Here is a 24,047-nt window from a genome sequence, read left to right as displayed (position 1 = left end):
TATGACGCCGGAGGAATATCGGCAACACAATCATTTGGCCGGGATCTCAAAAAATGCCTGGAACTAAAACGGGTCTATTTACACAGTCAGGAAGGCGGGGATTCACTGAGATAATATCTGTCTGAAATAATTTGGAATTTTAGATTAACACGTAAAGGACCTTGTGCAATATAGGATTGAACTATGTCTGCTTCATGCCTGAAGCAGATGATATCAGCATTCTGTAATGCTGATTCTTTAGAAGTTGGCCAACTGTCTTGAAGTCATTTCATTCCTTATTTTTCTGATTTATAGCTTATAGCATCGGAGTTGCAAGAAGCACGTTTGACATCGAAGGTTTTCATATATTCATTATATGCCTCTGGCCATTCCTCCATTGAGGAAGATAGTTTTTTATAAGCGCCACTATCTGAAATAACATAATCCATATCAGAAATTGCAAGTTGTTTTATAGATGATGCAATATTTACTGCCAGTACTGATAGACGTTCAGAAGAATAAGAACTTATCGACATTGCTTTAGTTATGGCTGATTTCGCTGGTTGGTAAAGTTGATTATGATTAGCTTTATATAAAAGAGATTTATCAGCATCAAATGCAGCTACCGCAGCCAAAAAATCAGAGGCTTTTTCACGAAATTTGTATTCATCTTCGTTAACAGCAGTAGTACAAATCGTTCTGGCATTGATGAGTGCTGGGACTCTTGTGCTTTCAACTAACTTTGAACCCGTGAGATATGAGCCGGCCATTCCCCCTAAAGCTGCGATTATTGCGACCAATAGCGCACTACCTATGTCTAAAGATGCTTTAACAACTTCAGCTTTGTTCTGCGCATTTCCAGAGTGTGCACTAATGTTACTATCATTGTGGCTACCAGACATATCAAGCTTCCTAAGTTATTAAGCTTTAATTCCTGCTATTATCTACATTCACACAAGTTAAGAATTCTTTTTTACCAGAATATCAGTAAGTTGGGTTTCATGAAAGATACTAGTGATCAACTCGAAAATTTTAACAAATTATATTGAGTTGGGTCCGCTCTTCGCTCACAGCGGGCCTAACGGACTTGCTTTAGGTCTGCTCCGTGCAAGGAGCGGAAGTTTACCGTTTTAGAAATCATGCTAATTAGCATAAAATCTCTCAACTGATGGGGTCTGGAGTTGCAGAAAAAATGACTACAAGGCAGTATGCGCAAAAATCAATCTTCGATCTGGAGGAAATTTTCGAGCGGTCACGGAACAATGCTAGTGAACTTGAACGGCTGTTGAACGAACTGACCTTCCGCAATACTGCCAAGGCCCGAACGTTGAGGACTAAAATCGAGCAAGCCCGAACTGTACTTAGTGGTCACTGCGTGATCTCAATGTCGGATTCCAGTCCATCAGCGCGTCATCCTGGCTCGTCGTCCACACAATCCTCCCAAGTTCCGCCCCGTGATGTGCCTGCAGCGGTAGTGCAACAGCAACCCAAGGCTAATCCAGCTCCTGTCATGCAACAGCAATTCGGCGAAGACCAGATCGACCTAGGTCCACTCCCATCTTTCTCTCCGACAGGTAAGTCGAATGATGCGCGAGCAATACTGGCAGCATGGACAGCCCTCGAAGCACTGTCGCCTCAAGGTTATAAACGCCCAGAGGATATGGCAACCGGCGACCGCTCTAGGGTTGCCCTATTGGAGCGAGGTGTACCATGGGGACCAAATGCCCGCAGCAAGCCCAGCCATAAGCTTTATTTCGAGGTCGTCCTCGGCTCCATCGCTCTCGACAAGGCGACGGACGAGCTGGTCAAGGTTTTTGGCGAGGATGAGGAGCGTTCACGCCCGGACGGTAAGAAGGCGGCCATCGGCTCGATCCTGATCGACAAAGAAGGTTATGTGCTTGAGGACAAAGGCGTTGCCGTTTCCAGTTTTGCCTGGGCACTCAAGCCGGCTCTCGACCTGAAGCTTGGGAGCTTAGGGAATTGGCCGAATGTTGAGCCGCGCATTATCGAGCATCTGGATCGAATGGTTCGCCGCCACAACGAGGATGGAGAACCCATACCGATCGATTTGGATGTCGTTCTTAACGCTTATAGATGGCTTGTGTCTCAGTTCGGTGTACCCGAACATTTGGTTGAGCCACCCACATTCGCGATTAAGGTGTTTCATCATTTCAAGGCCAAGGCGCCGCCTGAACCTTCGTTACTGAATTCCTTCTATCTTGAAGATCTCGGTGAAGCAACCAAATTGCTCGAGACGGGCAAAGCCGGAGCCGGTTTGCGCCGCTACATGGGAATTGGCAGGCCTGAACAGAAAATCGACGTGCTATCGCCCATTTCCGCAGTTGAGCCATTCGTCGCACCCTCGCTCATGCCGCAGGCTCGTTGGCCTTCGAAAGGCGGCCATCCACTGGTACTGCTTCAACAGGCTGCCGTGAATGCGGCGCGTGCTGAGCTGAATGATGCTCCAGGTATCATCGGCGTCAATGGGCCTCCGGGAACCGGAAAGACCACTCTTCTGCGAGATATTGTCGTCGGGTGCATTCTTGATCGGGCCACGGCGATGTGCGGCTTCAATAAACCGCAGGATGCCTTTTCCACAACAGGCGAGAAGCTGGCATTCGGCTCCAATGCATTCCTGCACTTCTACAAGTTACATGCATCCTTAAAGGGCCATGAGATCGTTGTAACGTCCTCCAATAACAAAGCGGTCGAGAACGTTAGTAAAGAGCTTCCTCTCAAGGAAGCCAATGGTCGTCATGAACAAATCGCCTATTTTCGGTCCATCAGCGACCTGATTGCGAACCCCAAACGCGTCGGCTATTTCGAAGCCGAGGCCGAGGGGGACATCCCCTCCGACCCAGTCGAAACCTGGGGGCTGATCGCCGCTGCTCTCGGCAAGAGCAGCAACCGAGGCGCGTTCCAGCAAGGTTTCTGGTGGAATGAAGACGGTGGTTTCCTTACCTACCTGAAAGCAGCTCGCGGCATAAATGTCATGCGTGAGATCAAGGACGAACGAACAGGCGAAATCATCGATCGCGTAATGCCCAGCGTGGTTGTCAATGAGCGGCCCAGCACCAACGAAGCGGATGCTGCTGCGGCCTGGCTGAAAGCGCGAACCGCATTTCTTAAACTCAAAGCAACGGTAGACGCCGAAATCGCCAGCATCGAAGAGATGCGACGGGATATCCAGGCGCTCAAGGGAGCGATCACCGAACTTCAAAGGGCTGAAGAGCGTCGACCGAGTCTGGATGAAGCCGTAGAAGAGGCACACCAGATTGCTGAATCCTGCCAACGGGAGCATGAGAAGGCAAAATCGCAGATCGAGCAGGATAAGATCATGCTCGACAGCCATCTTGCTGGCCGTCCAGGTTTCTTCTCCCGTTTGTTCGCGACTGCGGCCTGGAAGTCGTGGAGATCGACACTGCAGATGCTCTCGGCGACCTTGCAGCAATCAGTCTTACGGGCGCTGGAGACAGACGGTGCCCTGGAGCTTGCAAGGGCTGAGTGGAGCAATACTGAGTCCCAGTTACAGCAACTCGACCAAGAAATTTCCAGCAAGTGTCAGGCTGTCTCGAAATTGAAAGCAACCGAGGCAGAGGCACGAAACCGCATGGGAGACAGGGTCGTTGATGAGAGATTCTTCGAGCGCGAGCACGAGGCTATCCACCTGACTGCGCCATGGCTTCCCGATGAGGTTCATCGCCTGCGGGAGGATCTATTCGCCGCTGCCCTGACTGTGCATAAAACGTTCATCGATGCTTCGGCCAGCCGCTTGCAACACAACCTTGGGCTATTGATGTCGGGCATGGTGGCTGGTGCCTTCCAGTCTTCCGCTCACCGTGAACTTCTCCCCGACCTTTGGTCAAGCCTTTTCATGGTGGTGCCGACCGTGTCCACGACATTCGCCTCTGTTCGGACGATGTTCGGGGATCTGCCACCAGAGAGCATTGGCTGGCTTCTGGTAGATGAAGCGGGCCAGGCCGTTCCTCAGGCAGCAGTTGGAGCTATCATGCGGGCAAAGCGCTCCATCGTGGTAGGTGACCCGTTGCAAATCCCACCTGTAGTTTCACTTCCTGAAAAGCTGAACGTCGAAATCTGCAAATTCTTCGACATTGATCAGAGCGAATGGTCTGCGCCCGCAGCATCTACGCAGACCCTTGCTGATCAGGCATCGCGCTTCAAATCCACCTTCGTCATGGATGTAGGTGATCGAGAAGTCGGGCTGCCACTCCTCGTTCACAGGCGTTGCCAGAACCCAATGTTCGATGTTTCTAACTCCATCGCCTATGCCGGGCAGATGGTCCATGCTGTCGGGCCTAAAAGACTAGGATCTATCGGCTCGGCTTTGGGGCGATCTCGCTGGTTCGACGTCAATGGCAATGCTGAGACGAAGTGGTGCCCCGAGGAGGGTGATGCGGTTGTACGAATGCTTAAAGAGCTGGCCGCATCGGGCATTACAAATCCGGACGTCTTTATCATCACACCATTCAAGATCGTAGAGCAGAACATGCGTCGGCGTCTCGACAGTGAGACCGATCTGCTGCAAGCGCTGGGAGTAAAGTGGAATGAGTGGAGCCGTGATCGTGTAGGCACGATCCACACGTTCCAGGGCCGAGAGGCGGAAACGGTCATCCTGCTGCTGGGTGCTCCGAAAGCGAGTCAGCAAAGAGCCCGTCAGTGGGCGGCAAGCCCGCCAAACATTATCAATGTAGCCGTCTCACGCGCCAAGCAAAACCTGTATGTGGTCGGCTCGGCTGCTGCATGGGCAGGGGCGGGAACGAGCCTACAGGTCCTGCAGCGACAATTGGCGCAATCAGCCTGACAATCTCCGAGGCGGCACTCATTGTTAAGGGCACATCGCAACTAATCTTTTATTTAGCTCTGTAACGAGCCGACCGCTATGTGCCATAAGCGGAAGGTGACAGTTTAAGCTTTTGTTAACGGCTCAAAGTCGGGCATTAGCCTCTGGCAGGATAGAAAAGACCAGAAGTGTCATTTCACCCGGTAGGGATTTCGACATTGCAGACACCGTCAAGCGGTCATAATCTCAAACTAGATTGCAGCACCCTGCCTGTCAGGCAATTTCGACGTTGAGGACAAGATATCAATCAGGGCACCTGTATTAGCCGTGAGCTCTCCCTTGCGCCATATCAGTTCCGTTGTTATTTGACTGTTTTCTGAATCAAAGGGATGGACTGTGATGAGTTCCTGTGTCGGAAACGTATCGAGGATTGGTGTTGGTATCACCCCCGCCCCCATTCCAGAACTGACTCCCCCCAGAATGGCATGGTAGGAGGACATTTCTGCCAGCCTGTAAGGTCTGATCCCAGCCTCTCTGAACCAGGTTGTTAGCCGGTCGCGATAGGAGCAACCGTCACTGAATACCAGCAACGTTGTGTGAGCTAAATCGGCAGCAGAACGTATCTGCGGGAAATTTGCTGCGGCGATAATAACCAGTTCTTCCTTGTAAACAACCATGCGTTCCAGTCTGTCATTAGCCGGCGCGTCTGCAATGAAGGCTGCATCAAGTTCGTGACTAAGCACTGCATCGAGCAGTGTGCGGCTTATCCCGGTAACCAGCTCCACCTTTACTGATTGATGTTGCTGGTAGAGACGCGCCAGCGGCTCAGGCAACCTTGTTGCGGCCATACTGTCGAGCGCCCCCAGTCGGAACCGACCGCCAGGCACCGGCTTTACCATCTGCTGTTCTGCTAAGGTAACCAGCTCGATAATCTTCAGTGCATTGTTATAAAGCACCTGACCTTCATTTGTCGGAAGAAACCTACGGCCAGACCTTACAAACAGTGTGGTTCCGAGCTGGCTCTCCAGGTTCTGAACGCGAGTGGTTATTGCGGAGGGGACTCGGCAGAGCAAATTTGCTGCTGCAGTAATAGTACCTGTTTCTACCAGTGCGATGATGGTTCGGAAGTCAGCTATATCCATACTTTCACCATAATTGAAAGTTTGATTCTATTTTATTCAATTGAAATGAATCTACATGTTTTTTAATTTATTTACTCCATTTAAACAGCTACCAGCCTCCCAGCTAGTCTCAAGCGCTTGTTGATCATCGCAAATGGTCACGCTTGATTAATACGGGAGCTATTGAGGGTAATAAAATGAAGAAACTTGGATTAATCGGCGGCACCGGACCAGAATCAACATTGCTCTACTATCGCAAATTTGTTTATGAAGCTAACAAAAGAATTGGCGATACATTCTTCCCGTCTCTAACTATTGAAAGTATCAATGTATATGACGTCCTGACCATGTGTGGACGGAAAGATTATGAAGCGCTGACGAGGTACCTGGTCAAGGCTGTCGGGAATTTGGTGGCCGCTGGGGCTGAAGTCGTCGCCTTGACCGGTAACACACCACACATCGTCTTCAACGAACTCCAGTCGTGTACAACAGTTCCTCTTGTCAGCATTATCGAGTCCACTTGTGCAGAAGTTCAGACTCAGGGCCTGAAAAAAGTAGGTCTCGTGGGAACACGATTTACAATGGAGGCTGACTTCTTCAAACGGCCTTTCACTGAAGCAGGCATCCAGGTGGTCGTCCCGCATGCTGACGAGGTTGATTACATCGCAGAAAAAATACACGATGAACTCGAAAGAGGCATTATTAAGTCACAGACGCGAGACACGTTTACCGCGATCATTGAGCGGATGTATCGGGATGAAGGCATTGAGGCCATCATTCTGGGATGCACAGAGCTCCCCCTTTTGTTCGCGGGTACAGCGTTACCTGTTAAAGCACTGGACACGGTTGATATTCATATTGAGACGTTGTTTAAAGCTCTTCAGTAGTGTTTTACATCAATTTGGGGAAAGAACCGGGGGCGAACTGCCCCTTTGTTTAACACGCTACGATTTAAGTAATGCCTTCATAAAACTTCGAACTTCCGCTGTTCGCTCATAGCAGACTACAAGCGTTTAGATTCTGCCCACCTTGTACCAGAAGTTGTCAATGCTAGTATTGCGATGTATCGATCAACAAGTGAAGGTTAGGAGAAATGATTGTAACTAGGGAAAGTATGAAAAAATGGATCATCGAGTGTCTTCAGGAACGGGGTGGTAGTGCTTGGCCACGTGAAGTCTCAAAGTATGTATGGGACAGCTACGAGGCTGAGCTTAGGGATTCCGGCGATATGTTGTATACGTGGCAATATGACATTCGTTGGGCCGCTCAACAGTTGAGAAACGAGGGTACTCTGAAACCAGTAAATAGACGCAGAGATTTGCCATGGGAACTAGCATAGCAAAGCAAGGGTTAGCGTTTATTTCGCAGCCAAATCTGACTTTGTTCTGAGTGGATGGGAATTGATATCTCTGAAGAAAACGTTCCTGCCTGCCTGAATCTTGCTTTGATAGCCATATCGGTGTTCTACTGGTATGGCTTTATACCCACTCGCAATGTCTGTTTTTTGTACGGATTTTAACTCGTGGGTACAAGTGCGGGTATGGCTATTTATTCCTGCTTATAAACTACATTGATATCAGTCTATTAGGTGAAAAATTCGAGTCCGGCCTTCGCGCTCACCCTCTAAACACCTCCTTCCTGTGCCACTCCACAAACCCTTCTTTTGGATAATTCTCGTGCATCATCGGCAGCGCTATCGATTTACCTTCGAAATCCCAGAACAGCCTGCCCACCATGCCGCTGCCATTCACTGCGGGAGATACCTGAACCCGCATACGCTCATCCAGCCCAATCGAACCTTTATCAAAGGCTTTATGGTGAATTGCACACAGCGCCAGTCCGTTTGAAATTTCGCAAGGGCCGCCGTGCTGTTTCCATTTAATATGGGCGGCTTCCAGGGCGACTGATGTGCTGTCGTGGCGCATATTGAAGCCACAAATGGCGCATTCGTAGTTATAGGCACGCAGAACCTGCTGGCGGAACAATGGGTCCCGTTGTTTGCGGATTTGCAGGATATCAAATCCCAGTTCATCCGCGATCTCTTCCTGAATGCTTTCGGTGAAGTGCGCCTCGAGGATTTGCTGGGCCAGGGAGTTGATGAGGTTGTTGCTCTTTTTCAGCAGGGCAAAATGTTGTTCATCAAAACCTCCGGCAACGTTGTGCGTTACCAGTTCCCCGGCAGGGGGCTGTTTGCTGCTACCGGATGTTGAACAATGCTCGGCGTTTTGTAGCTCCCAGAACCCATCTCCCTGTAAGCGCCAGAAGGGCATATCCGAGCGGTACTGTGCGCGCTGTGGTCCAAATCGCTCCAGCAGGCTATGCAACGGGTCGCGAACTTCCGAACCGTAGTCAAACAGGCGACCATGGCCCTGCTGATAACCCGCCAGCACATGAAGCAGTAGCAGAGGCTTGTGCGGCGCACGCTGCTCGCCTTTACGCCAGATGGTAATGTCGGCAATTGCCTGTTGCAGGGTTTTGCTGGAAGCCATTGATTTCATTATCAGGTAAATAATTGCGATGATGCTCGCAAAATATCACCTGATCAAGAGGAGTGAGGCCGATACACTATCGATGTCACTTTATCTCTTGCCGTTATTTCAGAAAGCCTCTGGTTAAAGGAACCTGCCCGATGAATGAACTACCTGACACGCTGCCGCGCGAGTACATCATCAAGGCCATTCACGCCTATGACTCGGGCTTCTCGCATCGTTTCAAAGAGGCACGGCTTTACGAGCTGGAATTTCAGGGGCGTCGCTATCCGTCAAAAGCCATTGCCGGAATTGCGGCGACGCTTTTGACGGGCAAAGCGTTTACCCCTCAGGATTTCTCCGGCGGTATCAGTTCGAAATGCGTCAGATTATTGACTGAGCAAGGTTTTCATATTGTTCAGGATAAAAATCGTTCTGCGGCGGTGAGCGACACGATCTTCCCTGAAGAACTCGAGGCGCAAACTGAATATATAGAGGGGGCAGCGACTCAGGTGACCGTGAATCGCTATGAGCGCGACCGCAATGCCCGACAGACAGCGCTTCGCCATCACGGTTGTCAGTGCAAAGTCTGTGGCATCGATATGTCAAAGGTCTACGGTAAGATTGCCGAAGGGTTTATCCATGTTCATCACCTGGTACCCTTATCGGTAATAAATGAAGACTACCGCCTTGATCCCATCAATGACCTGATCCCTGTGTGTCCAAATTGTCATGCTATGCTGCACCGGTGCCTACCGCCGTATACCCCAGAAGAACTGAAAAATATGCTGTGCTAAACGCTCAATAAAGGCGCCCGCAGGCGCCTCAATGACAATCACACTCTCACCCCTTCAACGCTTTCCCCGCAATTACCCCGATAAACTCCAGCACCTGCTTTTGCTTGCGCGCGGAGAACTTTTCCACGGCGCGCAGGGATTTCATCATTTCTGACTCTTCGGGTTCGGCGGCGCGGGCGGTTAATACGATGCAGCCTTGCATTACGCGAACATCAACGTCGGTGCCGGTGTCGAATCCGGCAGCTTTGAGCCACTGGCCCTTCATCACGATGGACGGAAACCGGACGTACTTCACCGGAATGCGGCTGTAATCAGGATAATGGCTCGCATAACCCACCTTCAGGCGACGGTTATCTGTGGCATGCACTTCTGGATCAAATGAAACTGCAATACAATGCGTATCAGTCATGGTGACTATTCTCCGATAATAGTTACTGCGATCAGCGATGCGGAGGTGTTGGCGCACCCTCGCATCGCGCTAATAAAACACCTGTAAATTACTCCAGTAAACTGGGGGAAGTCCAGATGTAAATAAGATGAAATAAGCGCGATTAACATGCTTTCGGAATAAATAGAAATCCTCTCTATCCCAATAAATCCGGTATTATTCGCCGTATAAATTCATTCCCATTCAATCCGCCAAATACCGGCCATTTCCAGAAAATAACGCTCCTCTGCGTCAGGCCAAAAATGCGATCTAACTCACTGAAGCAAATAGCAAACTCTGAAACCACAGCGGTTTGTACACTTTGGTTTACACTTTTAGTGATGTAAATCACAAATATAAGCCCGTGAAGTGATCCGACTCTCACAAAATGGCGTGTACTCATTCACGAATACATTATGAGAACAGCCTGGAAAGTTAAGTTTTCAGTATTTCCACGCTCCACAGACACGCAACGGCGAACAGCAAATCAAAACTCAGAAAAAAACTTGTTGAATATGAACAGGTAAAAAAAAGACGTGTGATTTGTATCACTCACATTTACAGCTTTTTAAATTATTGGCAGTGATTAATGTTGACCGGACTATTTCCATAATCAATCAAATCTTGCATAGTGCTTCCACATTATTTCACCCCCTGCATCAGGCGGCGAATAGTTATATTTCATCAATCTCTGTTGATGAACACGATATGATTTACTTCACATTAATACGTACACGACCACTGTTACTGGAGAAACAAAATGAATTATCCGGCAGAACCCTTCCGTATTAAAAGCGTTGAAACTGTATCTATGATCCCGCGTGATGAACGCCTGATAAAAATGCAAGAAGCGGGTTACAATACTTTCCTGTTAAATTCGAAAGATATCTATATTGACCTGCTGACAGACAGCGGCACCAACGCAATGAGCGACAAGCAGTGGGCCGGAATGATGATGGGTGATGAAGCCTACGCGGGCAGCGAAAACTTCTATCATCTGGAAAGAACTGTGCAGGAACTGTTTGGCTTTAAACATATTGTTCCTACTCACCAGGGGCGCGGCGCAGAAAACCTGTTATCGCAGCTGGCAATTAAACCGGGGCAATATGTTGCCGGGAATATGTATTTCACCACCACCCGTTATCACCAGGAAAAGAATGGTGCGGTGTTTGTCGATATCGTTCGTGACGAAGCGCACGACGCCGGGCTGAATATTGCCTTTAAAGGTGATATCGATCTTAAAAAATTACAAAAACTGATTGATGAAAAAGGTGCAGAGAATATTGCGTATATCTGCCTGGCGGTCACGGTTAACCTCGCGGGCGGCCAGCCGGTCTCGATGGCCAACATGCGTGCAGTACGCGAACTGACAGAAGCGCATGGCATTAAAGTGTTTTACGACGCCACCCGCTGCGTAGAAAACGCCTACTTTATCAAAGAGCAAGAGCAGGGCTTTGAGAACAAGAGCATCGCCGAGATCGTGCACGAGATGTTCAGCTACGCCGACGGTTGTACCATGAGTGGTAAAAAAGACTGTCTGGTCAACATCGGCGGCTTCCTGTGCATGAACGATGACGAAATGTTCTCTTCAGCCAAAGAGTTAGTCGTTGTTTACGAAGGGATGCCATCCTACGGCGGTCTGGCCGGACGCGACATGGAAGCGATGGCGATTGGCCTGCGCGAAGCCATGCAGTATGAGTATATCGAGCACCGAGTGAAGCAGGTTCGCTACCTCGGCGATAAGCTGAAAGCCGCTGGTGTGCCGATTGTTGAACCGGTAGGCGGTCACGCGGTGTTCCTGGATGCGCGTCGTTTCTGTGAACATCTGACCCAGGACGAGTTCCCGGCGCAGAGCCTGGCGGCGAGCATTTATGTGGAGACCGGCGTGCGCAGTATGGAGCGCGGTATTATCTCTGCGGGCCGTAATAATGCGACCGGTGAGCACCACAGACCGAAACTGGAAACGGTACGTCTGACTATTCCACGCCGTGTTTACACTTATGCGCATATGGATGTGGTGGCTGACGGCATCATTAAACTTTACCAGCACAAAGAAGATATTCGCGGGCTGAAGTTTATTTACGAGCCGAAGCAGTTACGCTTCTTTACTGCACGCTTTGATTACATCTAAACAATAATTATGGCCCCATCACGCGATGGGGCTTTTTTGTATTCCTTTTCCATGAACAGGAAGCCTTTGCGGTGCCCGCTACCGTAATATAACGAAAAAATTGCCAACCCCGACTCCGACATTTTTATTATCCGCATGATGTACAAATGACAGCTGTAATTATAACGAATAGTCTACAGGAACATTTATCATGGATATTAATGCCATTGAGCGACAGAGTAGTACCCCCGGACTGATTAGCGGAACCATGTTGGTTATCGCAACCGTTGTGGGCGGTGGAATGTTTTCCCTGCCGATTGCGATGGCCGGCGTATGGTTTCCCGGCGCCTCTGTCATTCTGCTTTTTATTGCCATCATGATGTTATTAACCGGCCTGATGCTGGTTGAAGTGAACCTGCATTACGATGCGGGTGCCAGTTTTAATACCTTTACTCAGGATTTATTAGGCCAGAAGTGGAATATCGTGGTCGGTATCGCTTTTGGTTTTGTGCTGTATATTCTGACCTATGCTTATATCTCCGGATCGTCGGCGGTAATGGCACAAACTGTATTCAAATATAGCGGCGTGCGCTTTCCGGCGAATGTCTCGGTGGTGATTGTCAGTATGCTGGTCGGGGCGATTGCCTGGTACAGCTCCTTGCTGGTCGGACGCATCACTACCATATTGATTATTGGCAAATTTATCGCGTTCTTTGCCACGTTCTCCGGGCTGGTTGGTCATATTGAAGTGGCGAAGCTGGTCGACAGCGTGGCGGTGGCGATACCGGATTCGCAGTACCTGCCGTATATTCTGATGACGCTGCCGTTCTGCATTATCTCGTTTGGTTTTCACGGTAACGTGCCGAGCCTGGTCAAGCTGTATGGCAAGAGCGGCATCTCGCATATCACTCGCTCGATTATCATCGGCACGCTGTTCGCCCTGCTGCTGTATGTTTTCTGGCTGGGTGTGACGATGGGCAACATTAGTCGCTCCGCGTTCCCGCCGATTATCGCCAAAGGCGGCAATATCGATGTCTTTGTCGAGGCCATCAGCGGGTTGTTCACCAGCCGCTATATGGATCTGATCCTGACTTTCTTCGGCAACTTTGCGGTCGCCAGTTCCCTGCTGGCGGCGACCCTCGGCCTGTTCGATTACATCGCCGACCTGTTTCACTTCCCGGATGACGGCGTGGGCCGCCTGAAAACCGCACTGGTGACCTACTTGCCACCGGCTGCCGTGTGCTTCTTCTTCCCGAACGGTTTTGTGCACGCGATTGGCTACGCTGGTCTGGCCTTTACCATCTGGAGCGTGATCCTGCCGCCGTTCCTGGTAAAAGCGGCGCGTAAGCGTTTCCCCACCGCCAGCTATACCGCGCCCTGTAATAACACCGTGCTCAACCTGGTGATCGTTTGCGGCGGGATCGTGTATCTAACGGTGGTGCTGGACGTGTTTGGTCTGCTGCCGACGTTTCGTTAGAGCGGGGGAGTTATGTTTCTGACATTGCTGCGATTTCAGCATCCGCTGGTCTATCGCTTTGCGTGGCTGCGCATGCGGGTAGTGGTGTTAAGAACGTGTGGTCTGCGTAAGAAGAAAGCGGGGAATAAGACTCAGGCCTGTCGTTGACAGGCCTGCCTGGCATTACACCCGGAAGTAGCGTGGTGGGATCAACGCGGAAAAGGCGTCGAACTTCTTCACCATCTTTTTCCAGAACAACATAGCAACAATCCTCTATTTGAAACATCGGCGCTATTTTAGTCAGCGCCGACAAATCGTAAAGTCTGTCACCTCGTTCCGATTCCGGGGCGGTGTAAACCTTTTGGGTCACCATTGCGTCAAATTCGATTGCCGCGAATTTGACCGGGGTTGACAAAAGATTACGCCATAAACCAGTAATAAAAGAGACCGACTTTCAGACCGAGGATCACAATGTAGGCGCAGCAGTATTTCATGGTGCCAGACATTATCTGGTTGGCCTGACCGTCCATTTTGGTGGCCGACACCGCAATGGCGATACTCTGCGGCGAAATCATTTTCCCCCCCGTTGCGCCAGAGGTATTGGCCGCTGCCAGCCAGTTGGGATCGATATGCAGTTTACTGGCGGCAATAGTTTGCAGTTTGCCGAACAGGATATTCGAGTTGGTATCGCTGCCGGTAACAAATGTGCCCAGCGCGCCAATTACCGGGGCGAGGAAGACGTACGAGCTGCCGGTCAGATCGACAATCGACTGGGCCAGCGTGGAGATAATCCCGCTAAGATCCATCACCGTGGCCAGCGCGACGATTGCCATAATCGCCACAATGGAATTTTTAAGCTGGAAAATGGTTTTGATAAACACTTCCAGCATTCCGCGTGCGGACGCCCCCTGAATAAAACCGCCGATAATGGTTGCAAAGATGATCAGCATCCCCGGCGTGGTCACCCATTCAACTTTCAGCGCCAGCGTTTTGCCGTCGGCAAGCGTGAAATGCAGTACCGAAGCCAGTTGTGAGGCTGCGCCTTTTATCGTCGGGAACAGCGGCGAACACAGCAGGATAAAGACAAAAATAAACAGATAGATAGAACCCACGCGGAACAACACTTTTGCTGAACGCGGCGTGGTTTCGCGGGTATGGCTGACCTCAATGCGCCACTCGGGATCGGTTTTCCCTTTGCGTAGGCGGCTAACCATCGCCACGGCAAACAGGCTGACCAGGCTACCGGCAAAGGCGGGTAATTCTGCGCCGAGATGAATAGCAACAAAATACTGCGGAACCAGTGTGCTAATACCGCAAATAAGCGTGATTAAAAATACGCCGCGAATTGCTCTTAGGCCACCGCCAATTATGCAGACAATCACAAACGGCAGCAGGATATTAAACAGCGCAAGCTGCAGAATAATTGTTCCACCTAAGGTATAAACCGGCAGATTAACCTGTTCCGCCAGAATAGAAACCGGGATCCCGACTGCACCGAATGCGGTAGGAACGGTATTTGCCACAAGGGAGGCAATTGCCGCCTTCAGCGGGTTGAATCCCAGTGCAATAAGAATACCAATCGGGATAGCAACCGCTGTGCCATAACCCGCAGCGGCTTCAAGGAATCCACCGAAACACCATGAAATCAGCAGCACCTGAATACGCTTATCTTCGCTAATGCTGGCGAGAATATCGCGCAGAATATCCAGCGCCTTGGTCGCCTGCATGACGTTATAACTGAAGATGGCACCGAGGATCACTATCACGATCGGCCATAATCCCTTCAGCGCGCCATAGCCTATCGCGGCTTTTAGATTCTGTACGGGCATCTCCCAGAAGAGTGCCGACAGCGCGGTGGTGAATACCAGAGAGATCAACACGGAATAATGGATGGGCATTTTCAATTTCAATATTAAAAATACCATTAGTAGTAAAGGAGAGAGTGCCAGGGCAAACATAAAATATTCGTTCATTGCTATTCCTGATTGGTTCATTAAACCTGATTTATATTTATGGCGGGAAAGTTACATTGCTAGGTAAATTAAATATGCAAACTGAATCGCTTCAGTGAATAAAGTAATTATGATTAATGGTTTTGTAACTATTGTAATCTTTCAATTAAAAAACAAGGCTAAGTAAATATTCTTAATAGTAAGAAAGATACCTATAAGTAGTTATTTAATAACCCATTTAATAATGGTAGTGGCGATCGGGTTAATCACCTTAAACTGATTTTTCAGGCGTTCAGATGGCTTTGGTTTTCAATATAAAAATGTGAGCGGGGCCGAAAGAAATAAACCAGGGTATTGCATGTGTGTGTTGATTGGAGGATTATTTGTTTTTGTCATACAAATGTAAAATACAGGCATTTTAGATTGTCCTGATATAAGAAGCGGAGCAGCCATCTAACGAGCATGATCCGACCAACACCATGAACCCAGGCATCGGCAAAACCAGCAAACAGAAAACTGGGCGTGATATAGCGATATCAAGCGCAATAAACAGAAATGAAGCAATGGAGTAGTTATTGTGAATGTAAATTTCTTTGTCACCTGTATTGGTGACGCCCTGAAATCACGGATGGCACGAGATTCCGTATTGTTGCTGGAAAAGCTCGGCTGTCGCGTTCATTTCCCCGAGAAGCAAGGGTGCTGCGGTCAGCCTGCTATCAACAGCGGCTATATCAAAGAAGCGATCCCTGGGATGAAAAACCTGATCGCCGCGCTGGAGGATAACGACGACCCGATTATCTCTCCGGCAGGCTCGTGTACTTACGCGGTAAAAAGCTACCCGACGTATCTGGCCGATGAGCCCGAATGGGCATTGCGCGCCGAGAAGGTTGCCGCCCGTATGCAGGATCTCACCTCTTTTATCGTCAACAAACTGGGTGTGGTGGATGTCGGTGCCAGCCTGCAGGGCAGAGCGGTGTATCACCCTTCGTGCAGCCTGACCCGCAAGCTGGGCGTGAAAGAAGAGCCGCTCACGCTGTTGCACCACGTGCGTGGGCTGGAACTGCTGACATTTGCCGATCAGGACACCTGCTGCGGATTTGGCGGCACTTTCTCGGTCAAAATGGCCGAGATATCCGGTGAGATGGTGAAAGAGAAGGTTGTCCATATGATGGATGCGAAGCCGGAATTTTTGATCGGCGCTGACGTCAGTTGCCTGCTGAATATTGGTGGTCGACTGCAACGGGAAGGTCAACCGGTCAAAGTGATGCATATTGCTGAAGTGCTGATGAGCCGCTGAGGAGAAAGAGATGTCGATAAAAACCAGCGATGTCGCGTTTAAAACGCGAATTCGTCAGCAGATTGAAGATCCGATCATGCGCAAAGCCGTGGCTAACGCCCAGGAGCGCATCGGTGCGAATCGGCAAAAAATGGTCGATGAGTTAGGCCACTGGGAAGACTGGCGCGATCGGGCCAGCCAGATCCGCGATCACGTTCTGAGCAACCTCGACGCGTATCTGTATCAACTCTCCGAGAAAGTGACGCAAAACGGCGGCCACGTTTATTTCGCAAAGACCAAAGAAGACGCTACCCGCTACATTTTGCAGGTCGCGCAGCGTAAAAACGCGAAGAAGGTGGTGAAGTCCAAGTCGATGGTGACCGAAGAGATCGGCGTCAACCCTGTGCTGCAGGATGCCGGAATTCAGGTGATCGAAACCGATCTGGGTGAATATATTCTGCAACTGGATCAGGATCCGCCTTCGCACGTTGTGGTCCCGGCTATCCATAAAGATCGCTATCAGATCCGCCGCGTGCTGCACGAGCGTCTGGGGTATGACGGCCCGGAAACCCCGGAAGCCATGACCTTATTCATTCGCCAGAAGATCCGCGAGGACTTCCTCAGTGCCGAAATCGGCATTACCGGCTGTAACTTTGCCGTGGCGGAAACCGGCTCGGTATGCCTGGTGACCAACGAAGGCAACGCGCGGATGTGCACCACGCTGCCGAAAACGCACATTGCGGTGATGGGTATGGAGCGCATCGCGCCGACGTTTGCCGACGTTGATGTGCTGATCACCATGCTGGCGCGCAGTGCCGTGGGCGCACGTCTGACGGGCTACAACACCTGGCTGACCGGCCCACGCGAGGCGGATAACGTCGACGGCCCGGAGGAGTTCCACCTGGTGATTGTCGATAACGGTCGCTCGCAGGTGCTGGGTTCGGCGTTTCGCGATGTGCTGCGCTGCATCCGCTGCGGGGCCTGTATGAACACCTGCCCGGCGTATCGTCACATTGGCGGACACGGCTATGGTTCTATCTATCCCGGCCCTATCGGCGCGGTGATCTCTCCGCTGCTTGGCGGCTATAAAGATTTTAAAGATCTGCCATACGCCTGTTCATTATGCACGGCCTGCGACAGCGTTTGTCCGGTTAAGATTCCGCTGTCAAAACTGATCCTGCGGCATCGTCGGGTGATGGCCGAGGAGGGCATTACCCCGAAAGCCGAGCGGCGAGCGATAAAAATGTTCGCCTATGCCAATAGCCATCCGGGGCTGTGGAAAGTCGGCATGATGGCGGGCGCACATGCGGCGAGCTGGTTTATCAACGGTGGCAAAACCCCGCTCAGGGTTGGCGCGATTGGCGACTGGATGGAAGCGCGCGATCTTCCTGATGCCGACGGCGAGAGTTTCCGCAGCTGGTTTAAGAAACATCAGGCGCAGGAGAAAAAGAATGGATAACCGTACCGCGTTTTTAAACACTATCGCCCAGGCGCTGGGCCGCCCGCTGCGTTTTGAGCCGCAAGCGGATGCCGCGCCGGTGAACAACTATGCTAATGAGCGCCTGACCGAACTGAGCCCGCAGCAGCGCTGCGATGCGTTTACCCAGTTTGCCAGCGAGGTGATGCTGGCCCGCTGCGAACTGACCCGCGAGGACCAGGCAGCAGAAGCCGCGCGACGCCTGTGCGAAGAACTGGGGCAGCCGGTGGTCATCAGCGGAGACAGTCGGCTGGCGGCGCTGGGCATCACCGAACGCTTGCTGCAGGAATGCAACGCCGTGGTCTGGGATCCGGCCCGCGGCAGCGAAAATATTACCCAGGCCGAGCAGGCGAAAGTGGGTGTGGTGTATGCCGAGTATGGCCTGACCGAGTCCGGCGGCGTGGTGCTGTTTTCCGCGCCGGAGCGTGGGCGGTCAATTAGCCTGCTTCCGGAGTCCTCGATTTTCGTGCTGCGTAAAAGCACCATCCTGCCGCGCGTGGCGCAACTGGCGGACATTCTGCATCAGAAAGCGCAGGCCGGCGAGCGTATGCCGTCGTGCATTAACATCATCAGCGGGCCCAGCTCAACGGCGGATATTGAGCTTATCAAGGTGGTTGGAGTGCACGGCCCGGTGAAGGCGGTGTATCTGATTATTGAGGATTGTTGAGGCGGGATAAAGAACCGCTCTGGCGCTGCGGGCCAGAGCGGTATCGAGGTTATGCAATCATGCTGATGATCAACACGATAATCAGGCCCACCACGGAGTTCACCAGCTCCAGCAGACCCCAGGTCTTCAGCGTATCCTTCACCGACAGGTCAAAGTAGCCTTTGAACAGCCAGAACGAGGCGTCGTTAATATGGGTCAGGGTGTTGGAGCCTGCCGCCGTTGCCAGCACCAGTAACGCCGGATCGACGCCAACCAGTTGCCCGGTTGCCGGGTCGAGGATGGCTGCGCTGATAATCCCCGCCGCTGTCATGGCGGAGACCACGCCCTGACCGGTTGCCAGACGAATAAGCACGGTTATCAACCACGCCATGATGTACGGAGAAATATTGCCGTGCGACATCAGCATGCCGATGGTATCGCCAATGCCGGTATCGATAATGGTCTGCTTCAGTACGCCGCCCGCGCCGATGATCAGGATCACCATGGCGATGCTTTTCACCGCGTTTTCAAAGGCGTTCATCACCCACTGCATGTCGTGACCACGCGCGGTACCAAACAGCACGAAGGCGACAACCATGGCGATAAACATCGCAATCGGCGAGGAGCCTAAGAAGTTGACCACTTCCCACGCCTGCGTCCCTTTTACCAGCCAGATGTTGGCGATAGTGGTGGAGATCATGATGAACGCCGGGATCAGCGGTACCAGAATAGACACGCCGAAGGACGGCAGATTGTTCTGGTCAACCGGTACGTCGGCCTTCATAAATGACGGCGTCGGGCGATCGAGGTTGCCGAGGAACTTCGGCAGGATAAGCCCGGCGCAGATCACGCTCGGAATGGTGACCAGAATACCGTAGATGTAGACCATGCCCATGTCCGCACCGTAGGCGTTAACCAGCGCAACCGGACCCGGCTGTGGTGGGAACAGCGAGTGAGCGGTGGTGGCGGCGGCAACGGCGGGGATCGCCAGCTTGAGGAACGGGATCTTCGCCTCCGCGGCAATGACGATCACCAGCGGCGCCAGCATAATAAACGCCACTTCATAGAACATCGCCAGGCCGAAGATCAGACCAATAATGATCACCGACAGCTGCACGTAGCGCAAACCGAGTCGCGCCAGCAATGTGTGGGCAATCTGATGCGCCGCGCCGGAGTCGACCATCAGCTTACCGATCACCGCCCCGAACACCACGATGATCGCCAGCTCACCCAGCGTACTGCCAAAGCCGGATTTCATGGTGTGCAGCAGCTCCATGAGATCCATACCCGCCAGCATGCCGACCGAGAGTGCAGCCAGCAGCAGGGCGACCATCGAGTTTATTTTGAATCTTAGATTGAGCACCAGCATCAGACCGATGCCGAATACGACCCACAGAATATTGAGAACGTGCATGTAACGTCACCCTTTCTTTGGTTGAACCATTATGATTTTGGTTGAGATGTTACATATATTGGTCAACCATTGATGCGATGGATATCACAGTCGTTACAGATTGACGTTATTTATGCGTTTAGTGAATTGTCAGACTTTAGATCTGATTCATAGTTATTGTGATTTGGTTAACCAATTTTATTGTTTAGGTTGACATGTCATACCAAAAGAGGGAATTTATGCGCCATATTGTCGAGTCCATAACGTAAACGAGGAATAAAGCATGGAACAGACATGGCGCTGGTACGGTCCGAACGATCCGGTCACGTTGGCAGATGTACGTCAGGCAGGGGCGACGGGCGTTGTGACCGCATTGCACCATATCCCGAATGGAGAAGTGTGGACGGTTGATGAGATCCTAAAACGCAAAGCCATTGTTGAGCAGGCGGGTCTGGTGTGGTCGGTCGTCGAAAGCGTGCCGATCCACGAAGACATCAAAACCCGTTCCGGCAACTATCTGCAGTGGATTGCCAACTACCAGCAGTCCTTGCGTAACCTGGCCCAATGCGGCATTCGTACCGTGTGCTACAACTTCATGCCGGTTCTCGACTGGACGCGTACCGATCTGGAATACGTTCTGCCGGACGGCTCCAAAGCGCTGCGTTTTGACCAGATTGAATTTGCCGCCTTTGAGCTGCATATCCTCAAACGCCCGGGCGCAGAAGTGGACTACACCGCTGAAGAGGTCGCCCAGGCGAATCACCGTTTCGCCACCATGAGCGAAGAAGATAAAGCGCGTCTGACCCGCAACATCATCGCCGGTTTGCCGGGAGCAGAAGAGGGCTACACGCTCGACCAGTTCCGCCAGCATCTTGCGCGCTACAAAGATATTGATAAAGCCGCGCTGCGTGAGAATTTTGCCGTCTTCCTGAAAGCGATTATTCCGGTGGCCGAAGAAGCAGGTGTGCGCATGGCGGTACACCCGGACGATCCGCCGCGCCCGATCCTCGGCCTGCCGCGTATTGTTTCCACCGTGGAAGATATGCAGTGGATGGTCGATACGGTCAACAGCATGGCGAACGGTTTCACCATGTGCACCGGCTCCTACGGTGTGCGTGCGGACAACGACCTGGTCGATATGATCAAACAGTTTGGCCCGCGTATTTACTTCACCCATCTGCGCTCCACGCTGCGTGAAGACAACCCGAAAACCTTCCATGAAGCGGCGCATCTTAACGGCGACGTCGACATGTACGAAGTGGTGAAAGCGATTGTCGAAGAAGAGCAGCGTCGGAAAGCCGAGGGCAAAGAAGATTTGATCCCCATGCGCCCGGACCACGGTCACCAGATGCTTGACGACCTGAAAAAGAAAACCAACCCAGGTTACTCCGCGATTGGTCGCCTGAAAGGGCTGGCGGAAGTGCGCGGTGTTGAGATGGCTATCCAGCGCGCTTTTTTTAGCCGCTAAATCAGACTTGCCGGTCACCTCTCTGGCCGGTTTTTTCTTTTCGGAGTTCACGATGACAACGACAATTGCCAACAGCAACCTGCCGGTTACACGCCCGGCGTGGGAGCATTCTCGCCTGCAATCCCGCATTGTTCACCTGGGATGCGGCGCTTTTCACCGCGCGCATCAGGCGCTGTACACCCATCATCTGCTGGAAACCACCGACAGCGACTGGGGTATCTGTGAAGTTAACCTGATGCCGGGGAACGACCGCGTACTGATTGAGAATCTGCGTAAGCAGCAACTGCTGTATACCGTGGCGGAAAAAGGCGCGGACAACACCGTGCTGAAAGTGATTGGCTCAATGAAAGAAGCGTTGCACCCGGATCTCGACGGCTGTGACGGTATTTTACAGGCTATGGCGCGCCCGCAGACGGCAATTGTTTCGCTGACGGTCACGGAAAAAGGCTACTGCACAGACGCTGCCAGCGGCCAGTTGGATCTTAATAACCCGCTGATTCAGCACGACCTTGCGAATCCGACCGCGCCGAAATCGGCGATTGGTTACATCGTGCAGGCGCTGCATCTGCGCCGTGAGCAGGGGCTGGCGGCCTTTACCGTGATGTCCTGCGATAACGTGCGTGAAAACGGGCATGTGGCGAAGGTTGCGGTGCTGGGACTGGCGCAGGCGCGCGATCCGCAGCTGGCGCAGTGGATTGAAGCTAACGCCACTTTCCCGTGCACCATGGTAGATCGCATCGTTCCGGCGGCGACGCCTGAAACGTTGCAGGAGATTGCCGACCAGCTGGGCGTGTACGATCCGTGCGCCATCGCCTGTGAGCCGTTCCGTCAGTGGGTGATTGAAGACAACTTTGTTAACGGTCGTCCTGACTGGGATAAGGTTGGCGCACAGTTCGTGGCTGACGTGGTGCCGTTTGAAATGATGAAACTGCGTATGCTCAACGGTAGCCACTCTTTCCTCGCGTATCTGGGCTATCTCGGTGGCTATGAAACCATTGCCGACACCATGACCAACCCGGCATACCGCAAAGCGGCGTTTACGCTGATGATGCAGGAGCAGGCACCGACGCTCGCGATGCCGGAAGGTACCGATCTCAACGCCTACGCCACGCTGCTGATCGAGCGTTTCAGTAACCCGTCCCTGCGTCACCGTACCTGGCAGATTGCAATGGACGGCAGCCAGAAATTGCCGCAGCGCCTGCTGGATCCGGTGCGTTTGCATCTGCAAAACGGCAGCGACTGGCGTCATCTGGCGCTGGGTGTGGCGGGCTGGATGCGTTACACCCACGGCGTGGATGAGCAGGGTCAGCCTATTGATGTGGTCGATCCTCTGCTGGTGGAATTCCAGCGCATCAACCAGCAGTATCAGGGCGCAGAACGCGTGAAGGCGCTGCTGGGGCTGAGCGGTATTTTTGGTCATGATTTAGCGGAAAACGCCGACTTTGTCGCGGTGGTTATCGCCGCGTATCAACAGTTGTGTGAACACGGCGCACGCGAGTGCGTTGCGGCGTTAAGCGCTGACGCATAATCCCCCGAACCATGACGGGTCAATCAAAATGTTTATTTGGTTGACCCGTTTTCTGTTTTTGGCTTCCCGCAAATGCTATAGTTCGATACCTATTCACCGTATCTGATTACACGCATCTGACGGACATAACATTATGAAATCGAACACTTCTCAGCAAAGACCCTACCAGGAAGTGGGCGCCATGATCCGCGATCTGATTGTCCAGACGCCGTACCAGCCCGGTGAGCGTTTGCCGCCGGAGCGTGAAATTGCCGAAATGCTTAATGTCACCCGTACGGTAGTACGCGAGGCGTTAATTATGCTGGAAATTAAAGGGCTGGTGGATGTGCGCCGTGGTGCCGGGATCTACGTGCTCGACAATGCCGATGCGCAGACTATCGACAGTACGGATGCTAACCATTGCAATGATGCGGGACCGTTTGAATTGCTACAGGCGCGTCAACTGCTGGAAAGCAACATCGCAGAGTTTGCCGCTCTGCAGGCCACGCGCGAAGATATCGTTAAAATGCGCCAGGCGTTGCAGCTGGAAGAGCGGGAGCTGGCCTCCAGCGAACCGAACGGCTCAGAAAGTGGTGATATGCAATTCCACCTCGCGATTGCCGAGGCCACGCATAACAGCATGCTGGTGGAGCTGTTTCGCCAGTCATGGCAGTGGCGTGAGAATAACCCGATGTGGATCCAGCTCCACAGTCACCTTGACGATACTCATTACCGCAAAGAATGGATGGGCGACCATAAACAGATCCTGGCGGCCTTAATCAAAAAGGATGCCCGCGCGGCCAAGCTGGCGATGTGGCAGCATCTGGAAAACGTCAAACAGCGTCTGCTGGAGTTTTCGAATGTCGATGACCTCGACTTTGATGGCTATCTGTTTGAGTCCTGGCCGTTAGATAACGTTAACGCCTGATTTCCACATCTTCTGGCACGCGGGCTATCTCGGCCCGCGTATCGCCTTTCCTGCTCGTTCAATGCCCCTTTTCATGTTCAGAATTCAGCGTAAAAATAGGTTTCCATCACCTGCGTTAACGATCTTTTTTCAGCGTAGCAGTGGGGCGAAAATTGATTAACATCAATTAAAAGCGACTTATTTTTGCATGCGAAAAAATGTGTTATTTACCTTATCTTTACCTTTTCGTGCTTACTTTTAG

Annotated in this window: 18 protein-coding genes and 1 pseudogene; 13 read left to right on the top strand and 6 right to left on the bottom strand. The window is 51.8% G+C overall.

Translation table 11 applies throughout. The annotated features are described in order from the left end of the window. Positions 1 to 275 precede the first annotated feature (275 nt). Positions 276 to 881: a hypothetical protein gene (locus tag JQ822_RS18395; protein WP_064373968.1), complete on the bottom strand. Its 606-nt coding sequence runs from the start codon at positions 879 to 881 to the stop codon at positions 276 to 278. A 290-nt stretch (positions 882 to 1,171) separates the two neighbouring features. Between JQ822_RS18395 and JQ822_RS18390 the strand changes: the two genes are divergently transcribed. After that, positions 1,172 to 4,801 carry a DEAD/DEAH box helicase gene (locus JQ822_RS18390; protein ID WP_213134670.1) on the top strand — a complete coding sequence of 1,210 codons (3,630 nt, stop codon included), beginning with the start codon at positions 1,172 to 1,174 and terminating at the stop codon, positions 4,799 to 4,801. Between the two features lie 230 nt (positions 4,802 to 5,031). Here JQ822_RS18390 and JQ822_RS18385 read toward each other — a convergent pair whose 3' ends face one another. Then, complete coding sequence (locus JQ822_RS18385; protein WP_121584792.1) at positions 5,032 to 5,922, bottom strand: LysR family transcriptional regulator; 891 nt, start codon at positions 5,920 to 5,922, stop codon at positions 5,032 to 5,034. Between the two features lie 176 nt (positions 5,923 to 6,098). On the opposite strand from JQ822_RS18385, the gene JQ822_RS18380 reads away from it, so the two are divergent. Next, positions 6,099 to 6,788, top strand: coding sequence for an aspartate/glutamate racemase family protein (locus JQ822_RS18380; protein ID WP_213134669.1), 690 nt, complete (start codon positions 6,099 to 6,101; stop codon positions 6,786 to 6,788). 729 nt (positions 6,789 to 7,517) lie between these two features. Here the strand turns inward: JQ822_RS18380 and JQ822_RS18375 are convergent. Beyond that, positions 7,518 to 8,390 carry a phosphorothioated DNA-binding restriction endonuclease gene (locus tag JQ822_RS18375; RefSeq protein ID WP_213134668.1) on the bottom strand — a complete coding sequence of 291 codons (873 nt, stop codon included), beginning with the start codon at positions 8,388 to 8,390 and terminating at the stop codon, positions 7,518 to 7,520. Between the two features lie 140 nt (positions 8,391 to 8,530). Between JQ822_RS18375 and JQ822_RS18370 the strand changes: the two genes are divergently transcribed. Then, positions 8,531 to 9,166: an HNH endonuclease gene (locus tag JQ822_RS18370; protein ID WP_213134667.1), complete on the top strand. Its 636-nt coding sequence runs from the start codon at positions 8,531 to 8,533 to the stop codon at positions 9,164 to 9,166. A gap of 46 nt (positions 9,167 to 9,212) precedes the next feature. On the opposite strand, the gene symE is transcribed toward JQ822_RS18370, so the two are convergent. Next, positions 9,213 to 9,575, bottom strand: a complete 363-nt coding sequence (gene symE, locus JQ822_RS18365) for an endoribonuclease SymE (protein ID WP_213134666.1) — start codon at positions 9,573 to 9,575, stop codon at positions 9,213 to 9,215. Positions 9,576 to 10,353: 778 nt separating this feature from the next. Here symE and JQ822_RS18360 point away from each other — a divergent pair. The 3 genes from JQ822_RS18360 (at position 10,354) to JQ822_RS24530 (ending at position 13,327) form a co-directional block, all read left to right on the top strand. Next, a complete protein-coding gene (locus JQ822_RS18360) occupies positions 10,354 to 11,724 on the top strand; it encodes a tyrosine phenol-lyase (protein ID WP_135323292.1) in 1,371 nt (456 codons plus the stop codon). A 190-nt stretch (positions 11,725 to 11,914) separates the two neighbouring features. Beyond that, positions 11,915 to 13,180 carry an aromatic amino acid transporter gene (locus JQ822_RS18355; RefSeq protein WP_213134665.1) on the top strand — a complete coding sequence of 422 codons (1,266 nt, stop codon included), beginning with the start codon at positions 11,915 to 11,917 and terminating at the stop codon, positions 13,178 to 13,180. A 12-nt stretch (positions 13,181 to 13,192) separates the two neighbouring features. Beyond that, the gene (locus JQ822_RS24530) at positions 13,193 to 13,327 is read left to right on the top strand and encodes a hypothetical protein (RefSeq protein ID WP_274608462.1); all 135 of its coding nucleotides are present in this window, start codon (positions 13,193 to 13,195) and stop codon (positions 13,325 to 13,327) included. 251 nt (positions 13,328 to 13,578) lie between these two features. Here JQ822_RS24530 and JQ822_RS18350 read toward each other — a convergent pair whose 3' ends face one another. Then, positions 13,579 to 15,132, bottom strand: coding sequence for an L-lactate permease (locus JQ822_RS18350; RefSeq protein WP_213134664.1), 1,554 nt, complete (start codon positions 15,130 to 15,132; stop codon positions 13,579 to 13,581). A gap of 437 nt (positions 15,133 to 15,569) precedes the next feature. On the opposite strand from JQ822_RS18350, the pseudogene JQ822_RS24670 reads away from it, so the two are divergent. The 4 genes and pseudogenes from JQ822_RS24670 to JQ822_RS18330 form a co-directional block, all read left to right on the top strand. Then, positions 15,570 to 15,683, top strand: a pseudogene (locus JQ822_RS24670) (hypothetical protein); the annotation flags it as partial. Positions 15,684 to 15,688: 5 nt separating this feature from the next. Next, the gene (locus JQ822_RS18340) at positions 15,689 to 16,408 is read left to right on the top strand and encodes a (Fe-S)-binding protein (protein WP_213134663.1); all 720 of its coding nucleotides are present in this window, start codon (positions 15,689 to 15,691) and stop codon (positions 16,406 to 16,408) included. Positions 16,409 to 16,418: 10 nt separating this feature from the next. After that, positions 16,419 to 17,846 (top strand): LutB/LldF family L-lactate oxidation iron-sulfur protein, encoded by a 1,428-nt coding sequence (locus JQ822_RS18335; RefSeq protein ID WP_213134662.1) that lies wholly within the window; start codon positions 16,419 to 16,421, stop codon positions 17,844 to 17,846. Further along, on the top strand, positions 17,839 to 18,531 hold the full coding sequence (locus tag JQ822_RS18330; protein ID WP_213134661.1) for a LutC/YkgG family protein: 693 nt from the start codon (positions 17,839 to 17,841) through the stop codon (positions 18,529 to 18,531). Before JQ822_RS18335 ends, JQ822_RS18330 begins: the two co-directional genes overlap by 8 nt. A gap of 49 nt (positions 18,532 to 18,580) precedes the next feature. Here JQ822_RS18330 and gntP read toward each other — a convergent pair whose 3' ends face one another. Beyond that, complete coding sequence (gene gntP, locus JQ822_RS18325) at positions 18,581 to 19,924, bottom strand: gluconate permease GntP (protein ID WP_213134660.1); 1,344 nt, start codon at positions 19,922 to 19,924, stop codon at positions 18,581 to 18,583. A gap of 262 nt (positions 19,925 to 20,186) precedes the next feature. On the opposite strand from gntP, the gene uxuA reads away from it, so the two are divergent. The 3 genes from uxuA (at position 20,187) to uxuR (ending at position 23,806) form a co-directional block, all read left to right on the top strand. Further along, the gene (gene uxuA / locus JQ822_RS18320) at positions 20,187 to 21,371 is read left to right on the top strand and encodes a mannonate dehydratase (protein WP_213134659.1); all 1,185 of its coding nucleotides are present in this window, start codon (positions 20,187 to 20,189) and stop codon (positions 21,369 to 21,371) included. 52 nt (positions 21,372 to 21,423) lie between these two features. Further along, positions 21,424 to 22,899, top strand: a complete 1,476-nt coding sequence (locus JQ822_RS18315) for a fructuronate reductase (RefSeq protein ID WP_213134658.1) — start codon at positions 21,424 to 21,426, stop codon at positions 22,897 to 22,899. Between the two features lie 133 nt (positions 22,900 to 23,032). Then, on the top strand, positions 23,033 to 23,806 hold the full coding sequence (uxuR, locus tag JQ822_RS18310; RefSeq protein WP_213134657.1) for a Uxu operon transcriptional regulator: 774 nt from the start codon (positions 23,033 to 23,035) through the stop codon (positions 23,804 to 23,806). Positions 23,807 to 24,047: the final 241 nt, after the last annotated feature.

The sequence above is a fragment of the Citrobacter sp. FP75 genome (assembly GCF_018342065.1).
Classification (GTDB): domain Bacteria; phylum Pseudomonadota; class Gammaproteobacteria; order Enterobacterales; family Enterobacteriaceae; genus Citrobacter.
This window is presented reverse-complemented; position numbering and strand designations above follow the sequence as displayed.

Coding starts and splice junctions, on each gene's coding strand:
- JQ822_RS18395 (WP_064373968.1), bottom strand. CDS start 881: ATGTCTGGTAGCCACAATGATAGTAACATTAGTGCACACTCTGGAAAT.
- JQ822_RS18390 (WP_213134670.1), top strand. CDS start 1,172: ATGACTACAAGGCAGTATGCGCAAAAATCAATCTTCGATCTGGAGGAA.
- JQ822_RS18385 (WP_121584792.1), bottom strand. CDS start 5,922: ATGGATATAGCTGACTTCCGAACCATCATCGCACTGGTAGAAACAGGT.
- JQ822_RS18380 (WP_213134669.1), top strand. CDS start 6,099: ATGAAGAAACTTGGATTAATCGGCGGCACCGGACCAGAATCAACATTG.
- JQ822_RS18375 (WP_213134668.1), bottom strand. CDS start 8,390: ATGGCTTCCAGCAAAACCCTGCAACAGGCAATTGCCGACATTACCATC.
- JQ822_RS18370 (WP_213134667.1), top strand. CDS start 8,531: ATGAATGAACTACCTGACACGCTGCCGCGCGAGTACATCATCAAGGCC.
- symE (WP_213134666.1), bottom strand. CDS start 9,575: ATGACTGATACGCATTGTATTGCAGTTTCATTTGATCCAGAAGTGCAT.
- JQ822_RS18360 (WP_135323292.1), top strand. CDS start 10,354: ATGAATTATCCGGCAGAACCCTTCCGTATTAAAAGCGTTGAAACTGTA.
- JQ822_RS18355 (WP_213134665.1), top strand. CDS start 11,915: ATGGATATTAATGCCATTGAGCGACAGAGTAGTACCCCCGGACTGATT.
- JQ822_RS24530 (WP_274608462.1), top strand. CDS start 13,193: ATGTTTCTGACATTGCTGCGATTTCAGCATCCGCTGGTCTATCGCTTT.
- JQ822_RS18350 (WP_213134664.1), bottom strand. CDS start 15,132: ATGAACGAATATTTTATGTTTGCCCTGGCACTCTCTCCTTTACTACTA.
- JQ822_RS18335 (WP_213134662.1), top strand. CDS start 16,419: ATGTCGATAAAAACCAGCGATGTCGCGTTTAAAACGCGAATTCGTCAG.
- JQ822_RS18330 (WP_213134661.1), top strand. CDS start 17,839: ATGGATAACCGTACCGCGTTTTTAAACACTATCGCCCAGGCGCTGGGC.
- gntP (WP_213134660.1), bottom strand. CDS start 19,924: ATGCACGTTCTCAATATTCTGTGGGTCGTATTCGGCATCGGTCTGATG.
- uxuA (WP_213134659.1), top strand. CDS start 20,187: ATGGAACAGACATGGCGCTGGTACGGTCCGAACGATCCGGTCACGTTG.
- JQ822_RS18315 (WP_213134658.1), top strand. CDS start 21,424: ATGACAACGACAATTGCCAACAGCAACCTGCCGGTTACACGCCCGGCG.
- uxuR (WP_213134657.1), top strand. CDS start 23,033: ATGAAATCGAACACTTCTCAGCAAAGACCCTACCAGGAAGTGGGCGCC.